Below are 23,089 nucleotides of genomic sequence, written 5' to 3'. Positions count from 1 at the left end.
GTCGCGCAAGACCGAAGTCTCACGCGTACCCGGTCAGACCTTCTCGACCTGACCGAATTCCAATTCGACCGGCGTGGCGCGGCCGAAGATCGACACCGCGACCTTCACGCGCGAGCGCGCCTCGTCGATTTCCTCGACCACACCCGAGAACGAGGCGAACGGACCGTCGGCCACGCGCACGTTCTCGCCGATCTCGAACGAGACCGACGCCTTCGGCCGTTCCACGCCCTCCTGCACCTGGTGCAGGATGCGCATGGCCTCGGTTTCCGAGATCGGCATCGGCTTGTTTTCAGCGCCGAGGAAGCCCGTCACTTTCGGCGTGTTCTTGATCAGATGGAACGCCTCGTCGGTCAGCTTCATCTTCACCAGCACATAGCCGGGGAAAAACTTGCGCTCGGCGTCGATCTTGCGGCCGCGGCGCACTTCCGTGACCTTCTCGGTCGGCACCAGCACCAGCTCGAACAGCTCCTCGAGCCCGCGTTGCTTAGCCTGCTCGCGGATCGATTCGGCGACCTTCTTCTCGAAGTTCGAATAGGCGTGGACGATGTACCAGCGCTTGTCAGACACTTGAGCGGTTGCTGTTGCCATCAGTGGATGCCCAGAAGGAAGGTGATGAGGTAACGGATGATCTGGTCGGCGGCGAAGAAGAAGATCGAGGCCACGGCGACCATGACGAACACCATGATGGTGGTGATGGTGGTCTCACGACGGGTCGGCCAGGTGACCTTGGCGGTCTCCGAACGCACTTCCTGCAAGAACTTGAACGGGCTGACTGCCATCGTTTGATGTCCAACGTCCGTCGCAAGACGGCTACTGATTTCGAAGGGATCCGAACAGGCGCCTTTGGCCCAGCCCTCGTCTGAAGGATGAGCCGGAAATCGGGCTCGATTGTTCGGGGATTTCAAAGCCGCGCCGGAAATCCGCGTCTAACGGGCCGGCTGCGAGTGCGGGGTAGATACTGCGGATGGGGCCAAAGGTCAAGATATTGGGAGGCCGGGATACGCGTCGTCGCCGCCTGCGGATCTCATCGGGATCAATGGCTTACCCATGCCCCATGATCGACGAAACCTCTTAGGGCCGGCGCCGTCCTGCCTGTAGACCGATTGTCTGGATTAGCTGGCAGGAGTGGCAGGGCTCGAACCTGCGACCCCCGGTTTTGGAGACCGGTGCTCTACCAATTGAGCTACACTCCTACAGACCCTGCGTCGCCTTAGGATCAGGGCCGCTTTCAAGCACAGGGGACGGCCGGTTTGCAAGGGTGAACCGCGCCGGCTTCGCTTGTTTGTACCGGGGTTTTTGCGCCACAGTCCGTTCCCGATAATCAAGAGCAACCGGGAGTGCCCATGACCGCCACAGCGACCGCTACAGCCGCCCCACAGGCCACGATCGGGCCGCAGACCCCGCCTTTGCCGGAAGCCCGCCCCGAGACGCTCGGGCTGTCGCGTTCCCGCCTCCAGGCTATGTCGGACGCCTTCAAGCGCGAGATCGACAAGGGCACTGTTCCCGGCGTCACCGTGCTGGTTGCCCGCCGCGGCCAAATCGGCTGGTTCGAGGCGCTAGGACAGCAGAGCCCGACGGGCGCCTCACCGATGGCGCGCGATTCGATCTTCCGCCTCTTCTCGATGACCAAGCCGATTGTCTCGGTCGGCATCATGGCGCTGGTCGAAGACGGCCATCTCCTTCTCAGTGACGCGGTCGCCAAGTTCATTCCGGAGTTCGCCGACCAAAAGGTCGGCGTGGTCAGCGGCGGCAAGCTGGAACTGGTTCCGCCCAAGCGGCCGATGACGGTTCAGGACCTGCTCCGTCACACCTCGGGCCTGACCTATGAGCACCAAGGCGATGGCCCCGTGCACAAGCTCTACCAGGAGTCCCGCGTCCGCAGCCGCAAGATCACCAATGCCGAGCACGCCGCGCTGGTGGCGCGCTTCCCGCTGGTCTGCCATCCCGGCGACGAGTTCAACTACAGCCGCTCCACCGACATCCTCGGCCGCATCATCGAGGTCGTCAGCGGCAAGCCGCTCGGCGCGTATCTCGCCGAGCGCATCCTCACCCCGCTTCAGATGGCCGAGACCGGTTTTGCAACTGCTGAGGCCAATGCCGGCCGCCTCGCCGAACCGTTCGCGGCCGATCCCTGGACCGGCGACAAGGTCGCGCTCTTCAACATGCTGGAACAGCCGGTGATGGAGTCCGGCGGCGGCGGGCTGGTCTCGACCACGATGGATTATGCCCGCTTCTGTCTGATGCTGCGCAACGGCGGCACGCTCGACGGCAACAGGATCATCGGCCGCAAGACGCTGGAGCTGATGGCGTCCGATCATCTCGGGCCGCACGTTGTGACAAATGGCACGCTGCTGTCGCCTGGCCACGGCTTCGGTCTCGGCTTTGCCGTGCGGCGCGAGCCGGGCATCGCGCCCTTCCCCGGCAGCGTCGGTCAGTATTTCTGGAGCGGCATTGCGGGCACGTTTTTCTGGATCGATCCGAAGGAGGACCTGTTCGCGGTGTTCATGAGCCAAGGCCCGGGCCAGCGCGACTACACGCGCACGCTGGTGCGGGATCTGGTTTACGCGGCGGTGGAGTGAGGCGACGCCGGCTTGAGTTCAACGATCTAGCGGCAAGCTCAGTGCAACCTCTCCCGCTTGCGGGAGAGGTCGGCGCGTAGCGCCGGGTGAGAGCTTTCTCCTCATTGGGAGTCTCACTGCGGAGACACCCTCTCCCCAGCCCTCTCCCGCAAGCGGGCGAGGGAGCGCACCGTTCTTCGCGGCCACATCTCGGCTTGATCTCACGCTTCAACTAATCGTCGCGCCGCCGTCGATCACCATGGTCTGGCCGGTCATGAAGTCGCCGGCCTTCGAACCCAAGAACACCGCCGCGCCCGCGATCTCGTCGGGGATGCCGATGCGCAGTAGCGGCGAGCGCGAGGTCGAGGCCTTCAGGTTCTCCGGATTGTCCCACAGCGCTTTGGCAAAGTCGGTCTTGATCAGGCCGGGCGCGATGCAGTTCACGCGGATATTGTCCTTGCCGTATTCGCAGGCGAGATTGCGCGCGAGCTGCATGTCGGCGGCTTTCGAGATCGCGTACGCGCCGAGGATGGTCGAGCCCTTGAGGCCGCCGATCGACGAGACGATGATGATTGAGCCGTCCCTACGCTCGATCATCTGCGGCACCACCATCGAGATCAGCCAATTGTTGGCGACGATGTTGTTGTCGAGGATTTTTCTGAACTGATCGTCGGAGATGCCGGCGAGCGGGCCGTAATACGGATTCGACGCGGCATTGCAGACCAGCACGTCGATCTTGCCGAAGGCGCGGTTGCTCTCGTCGACGAGGTTTTGCAGATTCTCTTTCGACGAGATGTTCGCGGCGATCGCGACCGCGGTGCCCTTGCCGAATTTGTCGTTGATGCCCTTGGCCACCTGGTCGCACACGTCGGCCTTGCGCGAGGAGATCACCACCTTGGCGCCGTGCTCGGCCATGCGCTCGGCGATCGCGAGCCCGATGCCGCGCGTCGAGCCGGTGATGACGGCAACTTTCCCCTTCATGTCGAACAAGGTCATGTTTCTCTCCCAGAGTACGATTGATTGGCTTGAACCTTACGCCGCAGGCGCGGCCGGGCAATGGCTCAGGCAAGCTTCTTGACTTCCGGTCCCGCAGGCTGGTGCATCGCTGCGTGCGCGGCGTCGGCGATCCACGGCTGCTGGTTCACCATCGGCAACCGCCAGACCGTGCGCTCGTGGCTCGCGAAATGATCGAGCCGCGTCACCGACACATTGTCGATATCGAATGCGAGCCCCTGCTCCGGCAAGTCACCGAGCGCGAGGCCGACTGCCGCCTTGATGGTGCCGCCGTGCGCGACCGCGACGATGTCCTGCCCGGCCGCTTCCACATTGATCCGTTCGATGGTGCGGCGCGTGCGGTTGTAGAGGTCCATGAAGCTTTCGCCGCCGGGCGCGGGCTCGTTGATATCGGCAAACCAGCTCATGCCGACGGGCCGGCTCGCGATGAACTCGGCGCGGTTCATGCCCTGCCAGCGGCCGAGATTCTGCTCGGCGAGATCCGCTTCCCATTTCATCGACGCAGGCCGCGGAAAACCGGCCGCCCAGATCGCCTCGGCCGTCTGATGTGTGCGCATCAGATTGCTCGAATACCAGACCGCCTTTCGTGGCAGCACCTTGGCAACAGCGTTGAACACATAGGTGTCGCTGGTGTCGCAGGCGATGTCGGATTGTCCGTAGATGTTGCCGCCGTCATTGCGCACCGGCGCGTGCCGGACCCACCACCATCGTGTCATGATCACATTCGGCTTGTCTGCGCCTGCCATCGAAACCCTTCCATCCCGTGTGATGTCGCTGTACGTCAGTAGCGAACGTGTCTCAAGACACTTTACCGTTTGAAATCTTGTTTGAAATTCCGTCACGCGGCAAGGGCCGCGTGCGAGCCAGAGGGAGAAGCGCATGGGCCGCCTGCAAGGCAAATCCGTCATCATCACCGGCGCCGGCAGCGGCATCGGCCGCGCCGCTGCGCTGCTGTTCACCAGGGAAGGCGCAAAGCTCATTGCCGTCGATCGCACCGAGGCGGTGAAGGAGACCGTCGAGGAGATCAGAGCGGCCGGCGATGTCGCGGAAGCCATGGTGGCGGACGCCGGCTCCGAGAAGGACGTCATCGCCGTGATCGACAGGGCGGTGAAGACGCACGGCCGGCTCGATGTGATCTGGGCCAATGCCGGCATCTCGGGCGGGCTCGTTCCGCTCGCTGAGCAGACGGTGGAGCACTGGCAGGAGATTTTGCGCATCAATTTGATCGGACCGTTCCTCGCGGTGAAATACGCGATGCCGCACATGGTCAAGCAGCAGTCCGGCGCGATCGTGCTGACGGCGTCCGTCGCAGGTCTCAAGGCCGGCGCCAGCGGCCATCCCTATGCGGCGAGCAAGGCCGGCGTGATCAGCCTGGTGCAGACCACGGCCTATTCGCTCACCGGCACCGGCGTGCGCATCAACGCGGTATGCCCGGGCCTGATCGAGACCGGCATGACCAAACCGATCTTCGACCGCGCCAAGGAGCGCGGCACCCAAGACAAGATCGGCCAGCTCAACCCGCTTAAGCGCCCCGGCCAGCCGCACGAGCTCGCGGCGATGGGACTGTTCCTGGCCAGCGACGAGGCCTCGTATGTGAACGGCCAGGCGTTCCCGGTCGACGGCGGCCTCACGGCATCGATGCCGTATACGGGCAAGCCGGTTTAGCAAGGCAGGTCTCTACAAATGCACTCGGTGTAGCAACATCCTCGATGTCGTCCTGGCGAAAGCCTGGCGAAAGCCAGGACCCATAACCACCGAAGTTCGTTGTTGCGATCGCCGTGGCCACAGCATTGCTCAATAACGCTGACCGGGATAATGGGTCCTGGCTTTCGCCAGGACGACGGTGGGGAGATAGTGCGCTCAGCTGCATCAACCTCGTCATTGCGAGCGCAGCGAAGCAATCCAGGCTGCCACCGCAGAGAGATTCTGGATTGCTTCGCTGCGCTCGCAATGACGGGGTATGGGTGACGGCGTCGCTTCTCAATTCGTATCTCTGTTGCAGACACGCCTTCGCATCCTCGCGGCTTGCTCGCCCGAGCTTTGCTTCGTCGCCTCACCCTCGGAATTGAAAGAGGGCGCAGGGAAGACCGGGTGCCGGCTGGCACCCGCGGTCCACTGTGCGAATTTGCGGTAAGAAATCTGCACAGCGGCATACAGGTGAAGCCAAACAACCGGCCTTCCCTGCGCAGTGGTTTTACGGCTTATGTCGTGCTCTCCTCGGGGAGCGATGCACTATTGCCCCGTCGCCTTCGGATCTCTGATGTACGTGCCCGGTCGGGCCGCCCACATCACCGCAAGACTTGGCGCACAGACCCCGGGCGCCAGGACCACACGATTTCACCGTACGCGAACCGCACCCGTCATTGGCGCGACGGCCTCGCTCACGGTTGCCCGCCCTGCGAAACCTTTCGCGCCGGTGTGGTCCACGTCCACCGCCGCCCAGCCCGCGTTCGTGACGATCGCGATACGCCCCTTTTCCTTGGGCCGGGTTGCGCGACACATACGCCGTTTCCGAATTTCGGTAAAGTGGAATATTTTGCCGACGCGCGTTGACCCACGGCTGGCGTGTTTTGCCCGACAGGCAACGCGATATCTTGTAGCCCTCCCCGTCATTCCGGGCTCGATGCTGCGCATCGCCCCGGAATGACAGCTGCGGCTTCATTTGCCCATCCCGTCGCAACATTGGTATGGTTCATGCAAGCCGCCTCGGCTTCCGCAATCTCCTGACAAGATCCTGAAAATGCAGAGCTCAAGACCCGACCGTATCCGCAAGCTGCTCGCCGACCTCGTTGCTTTCGACACCGTCAGTGACCGCACCAACCTGCCCCTGATCGCCCATATCGAAAGCTATCTCGCCGCGTTCGGCGTCAAGGGCGAGCGCATCATCGATGAGACCGGCAAGAAGGCCTCGCTGTGGGTCACCATTGGACCCGAGGACCGGCCGGGCCTGGTGCTGTCGGGCCACACCGACGTCGTGCCCGTCGTCGGCCAGGACTGGAGTCACGATCCGTTCAAGCTCGTCGAGCGTGGCGGCAAGCTCTACGGCCGCGGCACCACCGACATGAAGGGCTTTGTCGCGGTGTGCCTCGCGATGGTGCCCGAGATGGTGGAGGCGAAGCTCAAGACGCCGATTCATCTCGCGATCTCCTATGACGAGGAGATCGGCTGCGTCGGCGTGCGGCCGATGCTGCGCGAAATCGCCAAGACGAAAGTCAAGCCACTCGGCGCCTTCATCGGCGAGCCGACCCAGATGAAGGTCATCATCGGCCACAAGGGCAAGCACGGTGTCCGCGCCACGTTTCGCGGCCTCGCCCGCCACTCCTCGATCGCGCCCGACGGCGTCAACGCGATCGAATATGCGGCCGAGCTGATCACCGAGATCCGCCGTCGCGCTGTGAAGCTCGCGGCCGCGCGATCAACGGACAGCCTCTACGATGTTCCGCACTCGACGCTGCTCACCAGCATCGTGCATGGCGGCGCCGCGCTCAACATCGTGCCTGATGCCTGCACGGTCGAGTTCGAATGTCGCGGCATCGGCATCACTGAGTCGCGAGAGGTCACTGATGCGATCGTCGCCTGGGCCAAGGCCGAGCTCGAGCCGGCGATGAAGGCAAAGAATGCGGATTGCGGCATCGATTTCGAGGAGATTCTCGACTATCCCGCGCTCGACACGGCCGCCGACGCCGCCATCGTCACGCTCGCAAAAAGCCTCGCTGGCCGCAACGACCACGCCAAGGTCGCCTTCGGCACCGAGGCGAGCCTGTTCGCCAGCATGGCTGACATCCCCTCGGTGGTGATCGGCCCGGGATCGATCGCACAGGCGCATACGCCAGACGAGTTCGTCGAGATGGCAGAGTTGGAGAAGTGCGCGGGGTTTGTCGAGAGGCTGATCGCGCATTGTGTGAGGGGTTAGCGCGCTTCCACGTCATTGCGAGGAGCTCTTGCGACGAAGCAATCCAGACTGCCACCGCGGAGATATTCTGGATTACTTCGCTCATACAGCATCAGCGCTCCTGCAATGCCAGTCGAACACCGACGGCGCAGTAAACTGCGCCGACCACCTTGCCTTGCCACCTGACAATAGCTGGATGGTGGCGAAGGAGGTTGCCGAGACGTCCCGCACCGACGGCGAATACGACGGTGCTGACGAGGCCGAGCAACACGAATATGATTCCCAGAATTGCAAGCTGAAGCATGACCGGCCCGTTATTCGGCCGGACGAATTGCGGCAGGAAGGCGAGGAAGAATAGTGCAGTCTTCGGGTTCAACACCTCGGTTGCGATTGCCTGTCGGAACGCTTGAACCGCGGTGATCGCCGAGGTCCGAGCGCTGATTCCCGACGGAGCTTTTTCCAGCATCGCGCGAATGCCGAGGTAAATGAGGAAGCCTGCGCCCGCATATTTGACGATGCTGAACAGGAACGCCGATGTGGCGATGATCGCCGAGAGTCCGACGATCGCCATCGCCGTATGCACCAAGTCTCCTGCGGCGATTCCGGCGCCGGTCGCGATACCGACCTTCGTTCCGGAACTGGCCGCTCGCGCCATCGTGAGGAGTGTGGCTGGTCCCGGAATGAAGACGAAGCCAAGTACGATGAGGACATAGGTGATCAGGGTGGTGTGATCGATCATGCATGGCTCCGCGGGGCGCGTTAACCTAGCAGGCTTTGCGACGGCGAATAGTCCACCGGTACAAGCAGCCGGTCCTCGATCTGGCCAACCATCAAGCCGTGCTCGGCATGGCTCACCCGCTTGATCTCGGTCCACTCGGCGTCGGCCATGAAGGCCGCCCAAGCCGATGACTTGGCCGCCTCGTCCGGCCACTGCAGGAGATAGGCGAACTCGGTCCGGTCGCCAGACTTGTTTTCCACATCGCTACGATCCTGAAGCCATATTTGCTCCGCATAATGCGCGCCGCGTGATCGCGAAAGCGAGTGTGGAATGCGGCCTTGTTCTTCTCGAAGATTTCGTAGATGCGCAGTTGCTGGATCATGACCGTCTCCTTGTGGGGAGATAGGGTCTAACGGCGCGCTGTCAAACGGGGGCCGGCCTAATCGCTCAACGATCGCCTGATGTCGTGGCCATAGAGGGCGTAGAGTTCGAGCAACCTGTCGAATGTCATTCCACGCTGCTGCTCCAAAGCGAGCAGATGTTCGGTCGGCTCCAGTTCGACTTTCGGGCGCTGGCGCTCGTTCTGGAAATGCGGTCTGCACTTGAGATTCAGTGTCTCGGGATAACCCGCGAGTCGGTTTGAGAACCAGCCAAACCACGGTCCGAGCTCCGCCTGCTCGCCGCTGTCGAACGTATCGACGTAGCGCTCGAAATTCTTGCGCGACAGTGTTGCCCATACACCGAAGCCGAAGCACTTCCCGTGACCGCCAATGATCGGCAGTTCGAGCACAGCGCGCACGAAAAAGTGCTCGCCGCGAAGAACACAAAAATCCTCGGAGAGAAAATCGCCATCGAGATCGAGCGCGCTGTTCGGTGCCTTCTCTGCGTTTCCCGGCCACTGCTCCGGATTATCGCAGGCGAGATCGAACAGCCCCGTGTGCTCGTCATGGCAGGAGCCACACCGCCAGGGACGCTCCCATATCCGGCGCCAGCGGGGATCGTTGGAGAGATCGTCGTCCTGCATTTCTTCGAGGCAGCCTCTGCGTCACAATTAAAAGGCGCGGCCATCAGCCGCGCCTTCGCTCTTCCTATACCGCCCCTGCCTTCTGCGCGTATTCCCACGATGCCTGCGACAGCGGCACGGTGCGCTTGGCGGATTCGAGCGCCTTGGCGTTGGCGGCGGTGCCGTCGCGGATGCGTCCCGCGATACCCTGCGTGATGCCGGCGAGGCGGAACAGATTGTAGGAGAAGTACCAGTTGAGGTCCGGTACGTTCATCTTGGTGACGTTGCAGTAGATCTGCGCGGCCTCTTCCAGGCTCGGGATGTTGAGCGCCTTGAGATCGACGCCGTGCAAGCCCGGCATGATCCACTGCATCAGCAGATAGGTGAAGTCGGCCATGGGATCGCCGAGCGTCGACAGCTCCCAGTCGAGTACCGCCTGCACACGCGGTTCCGTCGCATGGAAAATCATGTTGTCGAGACGATAGTCGCCATGGACGATCGAGACGCGCGCCTGCTCCGGCACGGTCTTGGGCAGCCATTCGGCGACCTTCTCGAACTCCGGAATGTGCTGGGTCTCGGAGGCGCGGTACTGCTTGGTCCAGCGGTCGATCTGGCGCGCAAAGTAGTTGCCGGGCTTGCCGAAATCGCCGAGGCCGATAGCAACGGGATCGAACATGTGGAGTTGCGCCAGCGTCTCGATCTTGCTGATGAAGATCTTTCGCCGCGCATCGGCATCCTGGCTCGGCAGCGTCGGATCCCAGAACACCCGGCCCTCCTCCATCGACATGATGTAGAAGGCAGTGCCAATGACGCTGTCGTCCTGGCACAGCGCATAGGCGCGCGCGACCGGAAAGCCCTGCTTTCCTAGGGCTGCAATCACGCGGTATTCGCGATCGACGGCGTGCGCCGAAGGCAGCAATTTGCCGAACGGCTTTCGGCGCATCACATAGGAACGGTTCGGCGTGTCGAGCCGATAGGTCGGGTTGGACTGGCCGCCCTTGAACTGGAGGACGACCAGCGGGCCCTCATAGCCTTCGACGTTGTCGCGCATCCAGGCCTCGAGCCGCAGCTCGTCGAAACGATGCCGCTCCTCGACCGGCTTAGTGCCCGAAAACTCCTCGTCTTTCCTGACGCCGTCAGCCACGATGACGCTCCCTCCTCAGTCCTGACCTTTCCAGGTCGAGCATGATCCTAATCGGTAACCACTGACGCACTTGCGTCAAGCGGTCATCCGACGCGGATCATGCCCTGTCGTGTCTTCAAGTCGGAAGCGCCGTCCGGCTCTCCCTCTTAATGACTTGTTTAGTGACTTGGAGAGTTTGCATACTTCCGAAGTTCAAGTCTGGCAATGGCGCGGTTGTGCACCTCGTCCGGGCCGTCGGCGAGCCGCAGCGTGCGGATGTGGGCGTAGTCCTTGGCAAGGCCGGCCTCGTCCGAGACGCCGCCGCCGCCAAAAGCCTGGATCGCCTCGTCGATGATCTTCAGCGCCATGTTGGGGGCTGCGACCTTGATCATGGCGATCTCGGCCTGCGCGGTCTTGTTACCGACCTTGTCCATCATGTCGGCCGCCTTGAGGCACAGGAGACGCGTCATCTCGATGTTGGTACGGGCTTCGCCGATGCGCTGTTCCCACACCGAGTGCTCGACGATCTTCTTGCCGAAGGCGCTGCGCGAGGCGAGCCGCTTCACCATCTTCTCCAGCGCCTCCTCGGCCTTGCCGATGGTGCGCATGCAGTGATGGATGCGGCCCGGCCCGAGACGGCCCTGCGCGATCTCGAAACCGCGGCCTTCCCCTAACAGGATGTTCTCCTTCGGCACCCGCACGTTCTCGAGCAGCACCTGGGCGTGGCCGTGCGGCGCATCGTCGAAGCCGAACACGGGCAGCATCTTCTCGACCTTGATGCCGGGGGTGTCGAGCGGAACCAGGATCTGCGACTGCTGCTGGTGCTTGGCCGCCTTGAAATCGGTCTTGCCCATCAGGATCGCGATCTTGCAGCGGGGATCGCCGACGCCGGACGACCACCATTTGCGGCCGTTGATGACGTAGTGGTCGCCGTCTTTCTCGATGCGGGTCTCGATGTTGGTGGCGTCCGACGAGGCCACCGCCGGTTCCGTCATCAGGAAGGCGGAGCGGATCTCGCCGTCCATCAGCGGGCGCAGCCATTTGCGCTTCTGCTCCTTGGAGCCGTAACGGATGAACACTTCCATGTTGCCGGTGTCGGGCGCCGAGCAGTTGAACACCTCCGAGGCCCAGGTGATGCGGCCCATCTCTTCCGAGAGCAGCGCATATTCGAGATTGGTCAGTCCCGCGCCGCGGAATTCGTCGTCCTCGTGCTCGGACGGCGGCATGAACATGTTCCAGAGGCCTTCGGCCTTGGCCTTCTTCTTGAGGTCTTCCAGGACCGGAATCACCTTCCAGCGGTCACCGCTCTTGTCCTGCTGGTCATAGACCGGCACCGCCGGGCGCACGTGCTTGGCCATGAAGGACTGCACGCGGTCGAGCCATTCCTTCTGCTTGGGGGACAGATCGAAATCCATGGGACGCTCCTCGTCTTGCTCTTTGAACAATCTCTTACGCCGGACTGTCCCGCCGCCGCGCGCGACCCGCAAGCGCGATTGCGCGTGCGTTGCGGCCGCTTCGGAACGGAATCGCAAGTTGCGAACGAGTCCCGATTTGCGGATTGACAATTCCGGCCTTCAAACGATAGTTTCATACAACTGTTTGAATTGCAACTCCCCTCATCCAGGGCACTCATGGCCAGCGATCATACGAGGTCTGCCATTCTCGCCGCCGCCGAACGGCTCTATGCCGATCGCGGCTTCGGCGACGTGACGCTGCGCGACATCGTCGCGGAGGCCAATGTCAATCTCGCCGCGGTGAACTATCATTTCGGCTCGAAGGATGAATTGATCGCGGAACTGTTCGTCACGCGCTCGATCGCGACCAACCGCGAGCGCCTGCGCGAACTGAAGACGGCTGAGGAACAAGGCGGCGGGCGCGCGCCGATCGAGGTGATTTTGCGCGCGCTTGTCGGCCCCACCTTGCGCGGCTGCCTCGGCCCCGAGAACCAGCGCTCTACCGCGGCGCGCTTCATGATCCGCGCCTCGATCGAATCCGTGCCGCCGATCCGCCGCATCAAGAACCGCGAGATCGACCATTTGCGCAAATTCGCCGGCGCGATGCGGAGATCCCTGCCCGAGCGCAGCGACGTCGAGATCTATTGGGGCCTGAACTTCGCGCTCGCCATGGCGCACCACACCATCCGCGAGAGCGAGCGGCTGACGAAGCTGTCGGAAGGCAAATGCGATCTCGACGACGTCGAGGACGTGGTCGCCCGCGTCGTCAGCGTCGCGACGATGGCACTGACGGCGGGACGGACGGAGCCGAAGGTGTCGTCAAAGGTGGCGGCGCGTTAGTCGAAAAGGTAGCCACACCGACGCTGCGCTCCCTCGCCCCGTTTGCGGTAGGGCTATCGCATATGCATTTCGCGGGGACCACCCGCGAGTTTGCTCCGCCTCTCCCGCTTGCGGGAGAGGCCGACGCGTCCCGGGCGATGCGAAGCATCGTCCGAGCGCGGCGGGTGAGGGCTCTCACCGCACTGGGATCGCCCCCGCAATTCTCGACAATCCCGACGCGGAGGCACCCCCACCCCAGCCCTCCCCCGCAAGCGGGAGAGGGAGCCCACTGCCGATGCCGAAGCATTATTCACGCCATATGCGATAGCCCTACCGCTTGCGGGGAGAAGCGAAAGGATCGCCCCTCACATCATCGCGATGCAGTCGATCTCGACGTCGAAGGGACCGAACCATTCCGGCGTGCAGACGAAGATCCGCGCCGGCGGATCGAGCGGGAAGTAGCGCGCATAGACCGCGTTGAAGGCGGCGAAATGCTTCGTCGACGTGCAATAGACGTTGCATTTCATGACGTTGTCGAGCGAGGCGCCGGCCGTCTGAAGGCACAGCTTCATCTGCTCCATGACGAGCTCGCTCTGCCGCTCGATCGGAACGGAGGCGATCTCGCCCGTCGCCGGATCGAACGGCGGCAGGCCGGCGACGAAGATCATGTTGCCGGCACGCGTCACCGGCGAAGTCGGCGCCTTCCAGCGGTCGAGAAACGTCGAGATCGGTTCGACGCGGAGCGCTTCGCGTTTCATCGGCGGCCACCTTCGGTTCGAGCGAGACGGCGCCGTGCTATATCATCTTGCAGCCGGCATGGTTCGCTTTCGATCGAAGTGTGGCGGCGGGCTCTAGACCCGCTGCGGCATCTCCTCGGCCTCTTCCTTGGCGAGCAGCAGCAGCATCTCGATGCCCATCTCGCCTTCCTGCGGCGAACGGATGAACTTGATCTCATCGGAACTTTGCCGCAGCGCGGCAATGATGGCGACGGCCTGATTTGCGGTCGCCGCCTCGGTCGCCAGAATTCCCTTCTGGTTCTTGGCCTGGAACCCGATCGTGTAGGACATTCGCTTCCCTCCCGCTCAAGTGGAGAGATCGGATCAGAATCGGGCGCGCAGCGAAAGCCTGTGCAACTACGGACCGGGATTATCTGGGGATGCGGGCAAGCTTCAGGCAAGCCCGAGCATCGCACGGGCCTCATCCGCGGTCGCGACCGCCGCCCCCCGAGGGTAAGCGCACTAAATGATGCCCTGCTGCTTCAGCGTCTCGATCTTGCCGGCATCAAAGCCGAGCTTGCCGGTGAGCACCTCCTGGGTGTGCTCGCCCAGAAGCGGCGGCGCGCGGTAGTCCTTGATCGGGGTCTCGGACAAAGTGAGCGCATTGCGGACCAGCGACAGATCGGGCTCGAAGGGATGGTTGACCTTCACCCGCATGCCGCGCGACTGGACGTGCGGATCGGAAAACACCTGCTCGAAATTGTTGATCGGCCCTGAAGGCACGCCGGCTTCCTCGAGCTTTTCCAGCCAATGGGCCACCGGCTTCTTCAGGAACAGACCGGCGAAGATCGCCATGATCTCCTTGCCGTGCACGACGCGGTCGTTGTTCTTGATGAAGCGCTTGTCGCTGGCGAGCTCGGGCTCGCCGAGCACGGCGCAGGTGCGCTGGAACTGGCCGTCATTGCCGACCACCAGCATCAGCTCGCCGTCGGTGCAGCGGAACACGCCGGCCGGCATGCCGCCATTGCCCCAGGTGCCGCGGCGCGGCGGTGTCTTGCCGTTGACGAGGTAGATCTGGAGCCAGTGCGATAAGGATGCGATGACGGTGTCGAACAGACAGACGTCGATGTGCTGTCCCGCTCCGCCATTGGCGTCGCGATGGTAGAGCGCCGAGAGAATCCCGATCGATGAATTCATGCCGGTCATGTAGTCGACGATCGAGGGACCGACCTTCATCGGGCCCTCGCCCGGCTCGCCGTCGATATGGCCGGTGACGCTCATCAGGCCGCCCATCGCCTGCAGGATCGCATCATAGCCGGCGCGCGGCGCGTATGGGCCGGTCTGGCCGAAGCCGGTCACCGAGCAATAGATGATGCCGGGATTGATCGCCTTGATCGACTCATAGTCGAGGCCGTAGCGCTTGAGATCGCCGACCTTGTAGTTCTCCATGAAGACGTCGACGTCCTTGGCGAGCTCGCGGATGATCGCCTGCCCCTCCGGCTTGGCGATGTTGACCGTGACCGACTTCTTGTTGCGGTTGGCGCAGAGGTAGAACGAGTTGTTGTTGTTCGCCTTGCCCTCGGGATCGGCGAGGTAAGGCGGGCCGAACGCGCGCGCGTCGTCGCCGGTGCCCGGCCGCTCGATCTTGATGACCTCGGCACCCAGATCCCCCAGCATCTGGGCCGACAGGGGCCCGGCGAGCACGCGGGTGAGGTCAAGGATCTTGATGCCTGAAAGCGGCAAGGCCGACATGTCGATTTCCTCCGGGGAACTGGAATCTTGGCGCGGCGGCTCGAAGGTCTGGCCACGCACCTTTGCCGATACACCATTTTCGGGCTCCGAGCACTGCACTGGCGGCATACGGCCATCCCCTGCCCGGCAAAAGGGTCGGCTGTGGACGTCGAATTCCGCGCCGTGAATATTCTTTCTTAGGTCAGGGCTGCGGCGACAGTTCGCGGCCGGCGCCGGCCGAGCAGGACCAGGATCAGCACGGTCGCGCAGGAGCAGACGAAGGTGAGACCGAGCGCACCGCGGCTGCCGAACTCCGTGAGCAAGCCGACGAGGAGCGGCGGCGAAATTGCCGAGGCGAGATTGAGCGGCAGCGCGATCATCGACATGGCCTTGGCGAACTCGGCCTGGTCGTAGAACACCAGCGGGATGGTCGCCCGCGCCACCGCCATTGCGCCGCTGCCGGCGCCATAGAGCAGGATGAAGACCGCGACCGCCCAGGTCGTGCCCTCGCTCATCATCAGCAGCAGCATCGCCACCGGCAAGGCCGTGCCTGCGACGAGGCCGGTCGTGATGCCGTCCCATCGCCCGCCCCCGAGGAAATCCAGCCCGCGCGCGCTGACCTGGATCACACCGAGCATCGAGCCGAAGGCAATGGCCTGGGCCGGCGCCAACCCCTCCGCCCGGAGCAGCTCGATGAGAATGGCGGAAAGGCCGAAATTGACGAAGGCATTGAGGGTGATCGCGGCAACGACGAGACGAAACGTGCTCCGCGCAATTGCCGGCGCATCCTCAGGCTTGGCCGGCGCACCGCCATCGCCTTCCGCGCCTTTCCGGCGCGGAGCCGCGAACGCATAGAGTGGAAGCGAAACCAGGATCAACATGGTGGCATAGACGAGGCATGTTCCACGCCAGCCGAGGTGGCCGCTCAGGAACGATGTGGCCGGCCAGAAGATGCTGTTGGACAATCCCGTCACCAGCATGAGCGCGCCGATCGCGCTCTTGGCTTGCCGCCCGGCAACCTCGTTCAGCATGATATAGGCGCCGGTCGACAACGTGGCACTGCCGGCGATGCCGAGCACGATCCAGGCGGCGAAATAGAGCATCGGCTCGCGCGCCAGCGACAGCAGCACGAAGCCCGGCACAGTGACGACCGTGCCGATCATCATGACCGTCCGCGCGCCATGCCGCGCAAACGACTTGGCGAGCCAGGGAGCGCACAGTCCCATGGAGACATAGAGAACGGACGTCCCCGCGAACACCGCCGGCAGGTTCATGCCGAGGTCCGCCGCAAGGTCGCGCCCGATGATGGCGGGAAGCCCGATCGTGCCCCATCCGACCAGCTGTGTGATCGCGAGCACCAGCAGGACCGCGATGAGCCTGCTGTCAGATTTCAAGAACCGCATTCCAACCGTCGCCTGCCCGGCAGGCGCCGATCACGCCTGTGCCCCCGTCATACCCGGAGACTCGGCGCACGGGAACGCCGGCGGCCGAATGGCAGGAGGCAGCCGGGAGCATGTCGACCGGTGGACGGTCGCCCTACCCTGCGATCCCGAGCAAGGATCGCGCCTCAGTCGCGGTCGCGACGCGCCGGCCCCGCCGTGCGACAGCCTCGGCCGCGATGGTCACCAGCTCTGCGTTGCTGGCGGCCAGGCGCGTCTTGTCGATCCTGATATTGTCCTCGAGCCCGGTGCGAACCGCGTCGGCACCCCGCGCGAGCGCCCAGCCCATGACCTCGGCTTGATGGCGCCCGATTCCGGCTGCAGTCCAGGTTGCTTTCGGGATCAGCCGCCTGAGCTCTCCCAGCAGGATGTCGAGGACATGTTCGTCCGCCGGCATAGCGTTCTTGACGCCCATGACGAACTGCACGTGCGGACGCTGGTCGATCAGGCCCGCCTCGATCAGGCGGCGGGCGCCATGCAGATGCGACAAATCGAAGATCTCGATTTCCGGCCGAATGCCATTCGCCTTCATGCTGGTGGCGAGCGTTTCGACCAGCGCGGCGCTGTTCTCGTAAACTATCGTCGGAAAGTTCACTGATCCGGTGGAGAGCGAGGCCATGTCCGGCTTGAGATAAAGCGCTGAGCCGCGCGCCGAGGGATCGCGGCCCCGTCCGCCGGTCGAGAACTGGACGATCATGCCCGGACAATGCTTCCTGATTCCCTCCTGCACCAGGGCAAATCGCTCGGGGTCGGAGGACGGCGTCTCATCATCGTTTCGAACATGGATATGCGCAAGCGTGGCGCCGGCCTCGAAGGCTTGTTGCGTCGATTCGATCTGCTCGGACGGCAGGATGGGGACCGCCGGATTGTCCTTCTTGCGCGGAACGGAGCCGGTGATCGCGACAGCAACGACAGCGGGGTTCATCCAACAACCTCATGATTCCAGCGCTCGCGCGCGCCAAGTTCGCCTAGGCAATTACGTAACGCTTGGAGCCCCGCCGCTGCAAACATTATCGATCGCAGCGGCATCGCTTCTTTAGCTCCCGCGTCAGGTCGGAATTGCGGCTGCACCGCTCGCGGCCTCCGCACGCTGCCGCTCATAGTCGGCCCGCGCCATCGGAACGGCCTGGGGATTACCGAGATCGTCGATGCTGATCCGATAGGTTTCGCGAGCCGTGACGGCCGCCAGTGCCGCGATGACAGTGATGCCGAAGGCGATCGCCCCGACCGTCAGGGGAATGTTGGCCGAGCCGGGAGGCGCCACGGTCGCGAACAAAGCCGGAAGCAGCGCCGTGATGGTCGTGCCGATGTTCTGCGAAATCGCCATGGCCGACACACGGGTGCGCGTCGGAAAGAGCTCCGGGTAAAAGCTCGGGAAGATCGCGTTGTAGCCCTGATAGACCACGCCCCACATCAGGAGCGAGAGGAGGATCGCGAGCGGCACGTTCCTGATGCTGATGGCATAGAGATAGCCGAAGGCGAGCAGGCCGGAGAGCAGCGCGCCCACGATGATCGGGGGCTTGCGGCCGACCTTGTCGGAGAGATGGCCGACGAAGGGAATGACGAACACGGCCAGCATGTTTCCGAGCACCGGGATCCACAGATAGACGTCCTTGGCAAAGCCGATGCCATAGGCCGGCTGGACCGCGTAGGCCGCCCCAAAGATGGTCGCAACGACCGGAATGACATTCATGAGCGCCATGCAGATGACCCGCAGCATGTCGGGCCAGCTCAGCTTGATGGCCTGGACGATCGGAGCCCGTGGCGTTTCTCCCCGCTCGTCCTCTCGGGCAAAAGCAGGCGTCTCATTGACTTCGCGGCGAATGACGTAGCCGGCGACGATGACGAAGAAGCTGAGCAGGAACGGAATCCGCCAGCCCCAGCTGTTGAAGGCGTCGGTCGGCATATAGGCCGCCAGCGGCAGGAAGACGGCTGCCGCCAGAATTTGTCCGGCCTGCACGCCCTGAAGGGCGAAGCTCGCATAGAAGCCGCGCCGGCCGAACGGCGCGTGCTCCAGGATCATCGAGCTCGCGCCGGAGATTTCACCAGCCACGGCAAATCCCTGCACAAGGCGCAGGATGACGAGCAGGATCGGCGCCAGGATGCCGGCCTGCTGATACGTCGGCAGGATACCTACCGCCATCGTCGAGAGGCCCATCAGGAACATGCAAAGGATGAGAACGGTCTTGCGGCCATGCGTGTCGCCCCAATGTCCGAGGACGAAGGCACCGATCGGCCGCGCCACGTATCCGACGCCATAGGTCGCAAGCGATGCGACGATTGCGACTGTGGGATTGTCCGACGGGAAGAAGATCTGCGGGAAGATCAGCGAGGCGGCTGTCGCGTAGATGAAGAAGTCATAATATTCGAGTGCCGACCCGATCCAGCCGCTTGCGGCAGCCTTCCTGGACTGAGTCATGTCATGGATCGCGCGCGTCGTGACCATCTCAAAATCCTCCCAATCTGGTTTGCTGACGGCCCGTTGGCGGGCTTCGCTCGAAAATTGGGCAGCAATCTTCGGACGCTCTGCGGAGTTTCGCGAGCGCTTGTCACTGCCGGTCGGTGTCTGATGGGGGGCGACAATAGGCTTTCGCCGGGCTAACACAATTACCCAGTTATGCGATAAACCTAACATGATGTTATGCCGGGCGAACGCCCGGGCAGCGGCTATGCGCGCGGACTGGCGGCCGGCACGCCCGATGGCATCGAAGCCGGCCGTCTCGATTTCAACGCCTGTGCCGAGGTTGCGGTTGGGATTGCCGCGCGGCGCGGGCGGTTGATCGTCTGATCATGAGCCGCAGAGCCGCGTCACGCGGTGTGGCCGGGCTCGATATGCTTCGGCGTCTTCTTGTCGCGTTGCGGCGTCATCCTGGCCGGGTCGGGCGCGCCGGGCACGCCGCGTGGGCCGAGCTGATCGCGCTGGATATCGTCTTCGGACAGCGGCGGCTCGACGCCATTCTGCTCGCGAGGCTTGGTCATCTTGGCCTCCTCCTCTCGAATGCTATCCGCGTCGCGGCGCTCTAAACACCGAGTGCAGTCTCGCCGGCTTCGCGGCCAGGGACGCTGACATGGACTTCGTGTCCCTCGCGAAGGGCCAGGGATGCCGCGGCAACCGCCGACTCGAATGCGGCTTCCTTGGTGGCGTATCTGCTCTTGACGTCGCCGTCGTGCAGCACGCCCCATTCGTCCTGCACCGGCACGATGGCATATTGAGCAAGGCCCATGGTCCAACTCCTGGCTTGGCGTTCAGAGACCGTCTGCCCGATAACGCGCCGGCGCGCTTAACGTTGCGTCAGCTGCGGACGCACCGCGGTCACCCGCCACACCGTGTTGCCACTGTCGTCGGCCACCAGCAGCGCGCCGGTCTTGTCGATGGCGACGCCGACGGGACGTCCGCGCGCCTGATTGTCGCTGTTGAGGAAGCCGGTCACGACATCCTGCGCCGGCCCGCTCGGCTTGCCATCCGCAAACGGCACGAACACGACCTTGTAGCCGTTCAGCACCTGCCGGTTCCAACTGCCGTGCTCACCGACGAAGGCGCCATTGCGATAGGCAGCCGGCAAACTGGTCCCGGCGGAGAAAGCCATCCCGAGCGGGGCGACATGCGAGCTCAGCGCATAGTCCGGCACGATCGCCTTGGCGACGAGGTCCGGCCGCTCCGGCTTGACGCGGGGATCGACGTGCTGGCCCCAATAGCTGTAAGGCCAGCCGTAGAAGCCGCCGTCCTTGACCGACGTCATGTAATCGGGCGCGAGATCGGGACCGATCTCGTCGCGCTCGTTCACCACTGTCCACAGCGCACCGGTCTGCGGCTCGAAGCTGAGACCGTTCGGATTGCGCAGGCCGCTTGCAAAGATGCGCCAGCGGCCGCTGGCACGGTCGACCTCGAGGATGGCGGCGCGATTGTGCTCGGCCTCCATGCCGTTTTCGGTGATGTTGCTGTTGGAGCCGACGCCGGCATAGAGTTTTGAACCGTCGGGGCTCGCGACCAGGCTCTTGGTCCAGTGATGATTGATCGGCCCGCCCGGCAGCGGCGTCAGCACCGTGCCGGGTGCGGTGATCTTGGTGTCGCCCTCGGTGTAGGGATATTTCACGATCGCATCGGTGTTGGCGACATAGAGATCGTTGCCGACCAGCGCGACGCCGAACGGCGAGTTGAGATGGTCGAGGAAGACACTTTGCGTGTCAGGCACGCCGTCGCCATTGCTGTCACGCAGGAGCGTGATGCGGTTACCCGGCCCGGTGTCGCCGCCGCCCGATGTCGCCCAGGACTCGATATATCCCATGACGATCTCCTTGGGCCGCTTGATCGCGGCTCCCTTCGGCGCCTTGGATTCCACCACCAGCACGTCGCCGTTGGGCAACACGTAGAGGAAACGCGGATGCTGCAAGCCGGTCGCAAACGCCTTGGCCTGCAAGCCCTGCGCAACGGCCGGCGTCTCGTCCTTCTTCCAACCGACAATGCGGGCGATGTGGACCGGCGGCAGCAGATATTGCTGGATGTCCGGCAGCGTCGGATTGGCGCCGATTTGCGCCTTCGGATCGCCGCTGCCGTCATTGCAGCCGGCCAGACACAGCAACGAAGAGCACAACAGCGCGCGGGCAATCGAGAACTTCATCGCGCAACTCCCACGCCGTGGCGATACACCATGGCCCAGCCGAGCCAGCCGGTGACGGGCAGGATCAGCACGGTCAGCGCCGAAAGCACGAGCCCCGCCGGCCACACCGAGGTCCAGGCATCGCGCATGTGAATCATCGTATTGAAGATCGCAAGGACCAGCGCCACGGCGTTGCCGATCAGATGCGGCCACGCCGGCGCTTGCGTCCGCACCAGCCGGTTGCCGAGGAAATCAGTCAGGCCCGCGATCGCCGCGAGCACGCCGAAGATGACGCCGACGAGCAGAAGCCAGGCGGAAAAATCCGCCCACATGATCTCGGCGCTCGCGACATAGGCGATGTCAGTGAACAGCGCCCCGATGAAGCACACGATCGGGATCGGCACCAGCATCGGATGAATCGGATGCCCCGCGATCTGCGCGGTGGAACGGACGCGCATGTCGTCTTGCACGGTTGAGCCTCGTGACTTTCGCCCTGCCCGACCGGCCAACTCATGCTTGCCGTGATGGTTCCTGGACGGATCGATCGTGCGGGCGCGCCTGCAAGTCGGCAGCCGCGCCGCGTGGAAGCCGGCGGTCCGGGCCGGATTGTCGGGCGCTACACGAAGCCGACGCTACTCGAGGTCAAATCAGCGGAGCTCCCTGCCGCAGATTCATGTGCCGGTTGACGTCCTTGTAAAGCAGATAGCGAAACCGACCGGGGCCTCCTGCGTAGCATGCCTGCGGGCAGAAGGCGCGCAGCCACATATAGTCTCCGGCCTCGACCTCGACCCAGTCCCGATTAAGACGGTACACGGCCTTGCCCTCGAGGACATATAATCCGTGCTCCATGACGTGCGTCTCTGCAAAGGGGATCGTCGCACCCGGCTCGAACGTGACGATATTGATGTGCATGTCATGCCGCATGTCGGCCGGATCGATGAAGCGCGTGGTTGCCCACCTTCCCTCGGTGCCCGGCATCGCTACCGGTTCAACCGAGTCTGCATGGGTCACGATCACCTCGGGCTCGGCCAATCCGGGCACGCGCTGATACAGCTTGCGGATCCAGTGAAGCTGTGCCGGGCTCTGGTCCCGGTTGCGAATGCTCCAGGCGCAGCCAGGTGGCAGATAGACGAAGCCGCCGGGCCTGAGCTCACGCTCCCTGTCCGCCAATGTGAGGACCAACTGACCGCCCACGACGAACAACGCGCCCTCGGCGTCTTTGTCCGGCTCGGGAACTTCACTTCCTCCACCCGGCGCGATTTCCATGAGATAGTGGGAGAACGTCTCGGCGAAACCGGACAGCGGTCGCGCCAGGACCCAGATGCGCGTGTCGTCCCAGTGCGGCAGGTGGCTGACGACGATATCGCGCTGCACGCCGTTGGGGATGACGGCGTAGGCGTTCGTAAAGACCGCCCGGCCACTCAGAAGATCCGTCTGGGGCGGAAGGCCTCCTCGCGGGATGTGATAGGTTTGCGATGACATCATCAAGCCTCGTGGACGTTATCGTGGTCAGGTTGCGGCTGTCCTGAGATCGAGTTGCAGCGTCTCGTCCAGCCAATATTCTTCGAGATTGTTACCACCACCCTTTCGATCGACGACGAGGAACGAGCTTGCGTCCTTGAGAACCAGAAGCGGGTGGTGCCAGCAGTTTCGGGCATAGTTCACGCCTTGGTTGCCCTTGGCAGCGAACGCCCGATAGCTCGATTGTGTGTGCGGGTCCGTGCAGACGACGACCAGCCAGTCCCGTCCGTTCAAGGGCATGAACAGCTGGCTTCCAAGTGGATGGCGCTCCATCAGGCGAATGGCGATCGGCGCGGGCCGCGCAGAGGCGACAAACCAGCTGATGTTGATTTGTCCGCCTTCCGCGCCGACGTCGATATTGGCGAGCTCGTTGTAGCGCTCGGCATAGCCCTGGTTGATCGACAGGGCCGTCAACCCTGCCGTTTCGACGACGTCTCCGAACGGAGCGAACGCCTGCCTCGTCAACGGCTCAATCGAGAGTGTCGCCATCGTCACCCAATGCC

Annotated in this window: 26 protein-coding genes and 1 tRNA gene; 5 read left to right on the top strand and 22 right to left on the bottom strand. The window is 63.5% G+C overall.

The features are described 5' to 3' along the window. Positions 1-33: 33 nt before the first annotated feature. From nusG to CWO91_RS02105, 3 genes are all read right to left on the bottom strand, one after another. The gene (nusG, locus tag CWO91_RS02115) at positions 34-588 is read right to left on the bottom strand and encodes a transcription termination/antitermination protein NusG (RefSeq protein WP_130212049.1); all 555 of its coding nucleotides are present in this window, start codon (positions 586-588) and stop codon (positions 34-36) included. Further along, a complete protein-coding gene (secE, locus tag CWO91_RS02110) occupies positions 588-779 on the bottom strand; it encodes a preprotein translocase subunit SecE (RefSeq protein WP_007611620.1) in 192 nt (63 codons plus the stop codon). The genes nusG and secE overlap by 1 nt, the downstream gene beginning before the upstream one ends. Positions 780-1,117: 338 nt before the next feature. After that, positions 1,118-1,193, bottom strand: a tRNA-Trp gene (locus tag CWO91_RS02105). 150 nt (positions 1,194-1,343) lie between these two features. Between CWO91_RS02105 and CWO91_RS02100 the strand changes: the two genes are divergently transcribed. Continuing rightward, positions 1,344-2,579 (top strand): serine hydrolase domain-containing protein, encoded by a 1,236-nt coding sequence (locus tag CWO91_RS02100; protein WP_130212048.1) that lies wholly within the window; start codon positions 1,344-1,346, stop codon positions 2,577-2,579. Positions 2,580-2,786: 207 nt separating this feature from the next. Here the strand turns inward: CWO91_RS02100 and CWO91_RS02095 are convergent, their stop codons facing one another. Further along, complete coding sequence (locus CWO91_RS02095; RefSeq protein WP_130212047.1) at positions 2,787-3,554, bottom strand: SDR family NAD(P)-dependent oxidoreductase; 768 nt, start codon at positions 3,552-3,554, stop codon at positions 2,787-2,789. 65 nt (positions 3,555-3,619) lie between these two features. Further along, a complete protein-coding gene (locus CWO91_RS02090) occupies positions 3,620-4,318 on the bottom strand; it encodes a histidine phosphatase family protein (protein WP_165405179.1) in 699 nt (232 codons plus the stop codon). Between the two features lie 133 nt (positions 4,319-4,451). Between CWO91_RS02090 and CWO91_RS02085 the strand changes: the two genes are divergently transcribed. Then, entirely contained in the window at positions 4,452-5,237 is a 786-nt protein-coding gene (locus CWO91_RS02085; RefSeq protein ID WP_130212045.1) for an SDR family NAD(P)-dependent oxidoreductase, read from the top strand. 1,075 nt (positions 5,238-6,312) lie between these two features. Next, positions 6,313-7,485: an acetylornithine deacetylase gene (argE, locus tag CWO91_RS02070; protein WP_130212043.1), complete on the top strand. Its 1,173-nt coding sequence runs from the start codon at positions 6,313-6,315 to the stop codon at positions 7,483-7,485. A gap of 91 nt (positions 7,486-7,576) precedes the next feature. Here argE and CWO91_RS02065 read toward each other — a convergent pair whose 3' ends face one another. The 5 genes from CWO91_RS02065 to CWO91_RS02045 all read right to left on the bottom strand — a co-directional run bounded on the left by CWO91_RS02065 (position 7,577) and on the right by CWO91_RS02045 (position 11,723). Beyond that, the gene (locus CWO91_RS02065; protein ID WP_130212042.1) at positions 7,577-8,203 is read right to left on the bottom strand and encodes a LysE family translocator; all 627 of its coding nucleotides are present in this window, start codon (positions 8,201-8,203) and stop codon (positions 7,577-7,579) included. A gap of 20 nt (positions 8,204-8,223) precedes the next feature. After that, the gene (locus tag CWO91_RS43955; RefSeq protein ID WP_245471091.1) at positions 8,224-8,442 is read right to left on the bottom strand and encodes an NIPSNAP family protein; all 219 of its coding nucleotides are present in this window, start codon (positions 8,440-8,442) and stop codon (positions 8,224-8,226) included. A 179-nt stretch (positions 8,443-8,621) separates the two neighbouring features. Continuing rightward, the gene (locus CWO91_RS02055) at positions 8,622-9,206 is read right to left on the bottom strand and encodes a DUF2199 domain-containing protein (protein ID WP_130212041.1); all 585 of its coding nucleotides are present in this window, start codon (positions 9,204-9,206) and stop codon (positions 8,622-8,624) included. A gap of 64 nt (positions 9,207-9,270) precedes the next feature. Beyond that, the gene (locus tag CWO91_RS02050) at positions 9,271-10,329 is read right to left on the bottom strand and encodes a phosphotransferase family protein (protein ID WP_130212040.1); all 1,059 of its coding nucleotides are present in this window, start codon (positions 10,327-10,329) and stop codon (positions 9,271-9,273) included. Between the two features lie 158 nt (positions 10,330-10,487). After that, positions 10,488-11,723: an acyl-CoA dehydrogenase family protein gene (locus CWO91_RS02045; RefSeq protein WP_130212039.1), complete on the bottom strand. Its 1,236-nt coding sequence runs from the start codon at positions 11,721-11,723 to the stop codon at positions 10,488-10,490. A 216-nt stretch (positions 11,724-11,939) separates the two neighbouring features. Here CWO91_RS02045 and CWO91_RS02040 point away from each other — a divergent pair, with 216 nt between their 5' ends. Further along, the gene (locus CWO91_RS02040; protein ID WP_130212038.1) at positions 11,940-12,602 is read left to right on the top strand and encodes a TetR/AcrR family transcriptional regulator; all 663 of its coding nucleotides are present in this window, start codon (positions 11,940-11,942) and stop codon (positions 12,600-12,602) included. Between the two features lie 344 nt (positions 12,603-12,946). On the opposite strand, the gene CWO91_RS02035 is transcribed toward CWO91_RS02040, so the two are convergent. From CWO91_RS02035 to CWO91_RS02010, 6 genes are all read right to left on the bottom strand, one after another. Continuing rightward, a complete protein-coding gene (locus CWO91_RS02035; RefSeq protein ID WP_130212037.1) occupies positions 12,947-13,339 on the bottom strand; it encodes a RidA family protein in 393 nt (130 codons plus the stop codon). Positions 13,340-13,432: 93 nt separating this feature from the next. Further along, positions 13,433-13,648 carry a hypothetical protein gene (locus CWO91_RS02030; protein WP_091889205.1) on the bottom strand — a complete coding sequence of 72 codons (216 nt, stop codon included), beginning with the start codon at positions 13,646-13,648 and terminating at the stop codon, positions 13,433-13,435. Positions 13,649-13,819: 171 nt separating this feature from the next. Continuing rightward, positions 13,820-15,049, bottom strand: a complete 1,230-nt coding sequence (locus CWO91_RS02025) for a CaiB/BaiF CoA transferase family protein (protein ID WP_130212036.1) — start codon at positions 15,047-15,049, stop codon at positions 13,820-13,822. 176 nt (positions 15,050-15,225) lie between these two features. Further along, on the bottom strand, positions 15,226-16,431 hold the full coding sequence (locus CWO91_RS02020) for an MFS transporter (RefSeq protein ID WP_130212035.1): 1,206 nt from the start codon (positions 16,429-16,431) through the stop codon (positions 15,226-15,228). 133 nt (positions 16,432-16,564) lie between these two features. Next, positions 16,565-17,392, bottom strand: coding sequence for a 3-keto-5-aminohexanoate cleavage protein (locus CWO91_RS02015; RefSeq protein ID WP_130212034.1), 828 nt, complete (start codon positions 17,390-17,392; stop codon positions 16,565-16,567). A 123-nt stretch (positions 17,393-17,515) separates the two neighbouring features. Next, positions 17,516-18,913 (bottom strand): MFS transporter, encoded by a 1,398-nt coding sequence (locus tag CWO91_RS02010; RefSeq protein WP_130212033.1) that lies wholly within the window; start codon positions 18,911-18,913, stop codon positions 17,516-17,518. Between the two features lie 195 nt (positions 18,914-19,108). Here CWO91_RS02010 and CWO91_RS42640 point away from each other — a divergent pair, with 195 nt between their 5' ends. Continuing rightward, entirely contained in the window at positions 19,109-19,255 is a 147-nt protein-coding gene (locus CWO91_RS42640; protein ID WP_165405177.1) for a hypothetical protein, read from the top strand. Between the two features lie 20 nt (positions 19,256-19,275). Here CWO91_RS42640 and CWO91_RS42635 read toward each other — a convergent pair whose 3' ends face one another. The 6 genes from CWO91_RS42635 to CWO91_RS01985 form a co-directional block, all read right to left on the bottom strand. Further along, complete coding sequence (locus tag CWO91_RS42635) at positions 19,276-19,446, bottom strand: hypothetical protein (protein ID WP_164934807.1); 171 nt, start codon at positions 19,444-19,446, stop codon at positions 19,276-19,278. Positions 19,447-19,487: 41 nt separating this feature from the next. Further along, complete coding sequence (locus CWO91_RS02005; RefSeq protein ID WP_091889217.1) at positions 19,488-19,691, bottom strand: hypothetical protein; 204 nt, start codon at positions 19,689-19,691, stop codon at positions 19,488-19,490. A 57-nt stretch (positions 19,692-19,748) separates the two neighbouring features. Continuing rightward, positions 19,749-21,086, bottom strand: a complete 1,338-nt coding sequence (locus CWO91_RS02000) for a PQQ-dependent sugar dehydrogenase (protein WP_130212032.1) — start codon at positions 21,084-21,086, stop codon at positions 19,749-19,751. After that, positions 21,083-21,535 carry a DUF2231 domain-containing protein gene (locus CWO91_RS01995; protein WP_130212031.1) on the bottom strand — a complete coding sequence of 151 codons (453 nt, stop codon included), beginning with the start codon at positions 21,533-21,535 and terminating at the stop codon, positions 21,083-21,085. Before CWO91_RS01995 ends, CWO91_RS02000 begins: the two co-directional genes overlap by 4 nt. A gap of 172 nt (positions 21,536-21,707) precedes the next feature. Beyond that, entirely contained in the window at positions 21,708-22,547 is an 840-nt protein-coding gene (locus CWO91_RS01990; protein ID WP_130212070.1) for a bifunctional allantoicase/(S)-ureidoglycine aminohydrolase, read from the bottom strand. A 27-nt stretch (positions 22,548-22,574) separates the two neighbouring features. Next, a complete protein-coding gene (locus tag CWO91_RS01985) occupies positions 22,575-23,075 on the bottom strand; it encodes an ureidoglycolate lyase (RefSeq protein ID WP_130212069.1) in 501 nt (166 codons plus the stop codon). Between the last annotated feature and the right edge of the window lie 14 nt (positions 23,076-23,089).

It is taken from the genome of Bradyrhizobium genosp. SA-3 (genome assembly GCF_004212635.1).
Lineage (GTDB): Bacteria > Pseudomonadota > Alphaproteobacteria > Rhizobiales > Xanthobacteraceae > Bradyrhizobium.
The sequence above is the reverse complement of the archived record's forward strand: the minus strand, read 5'-3'. Positions and strand labels throughout refer to the sequence as shown.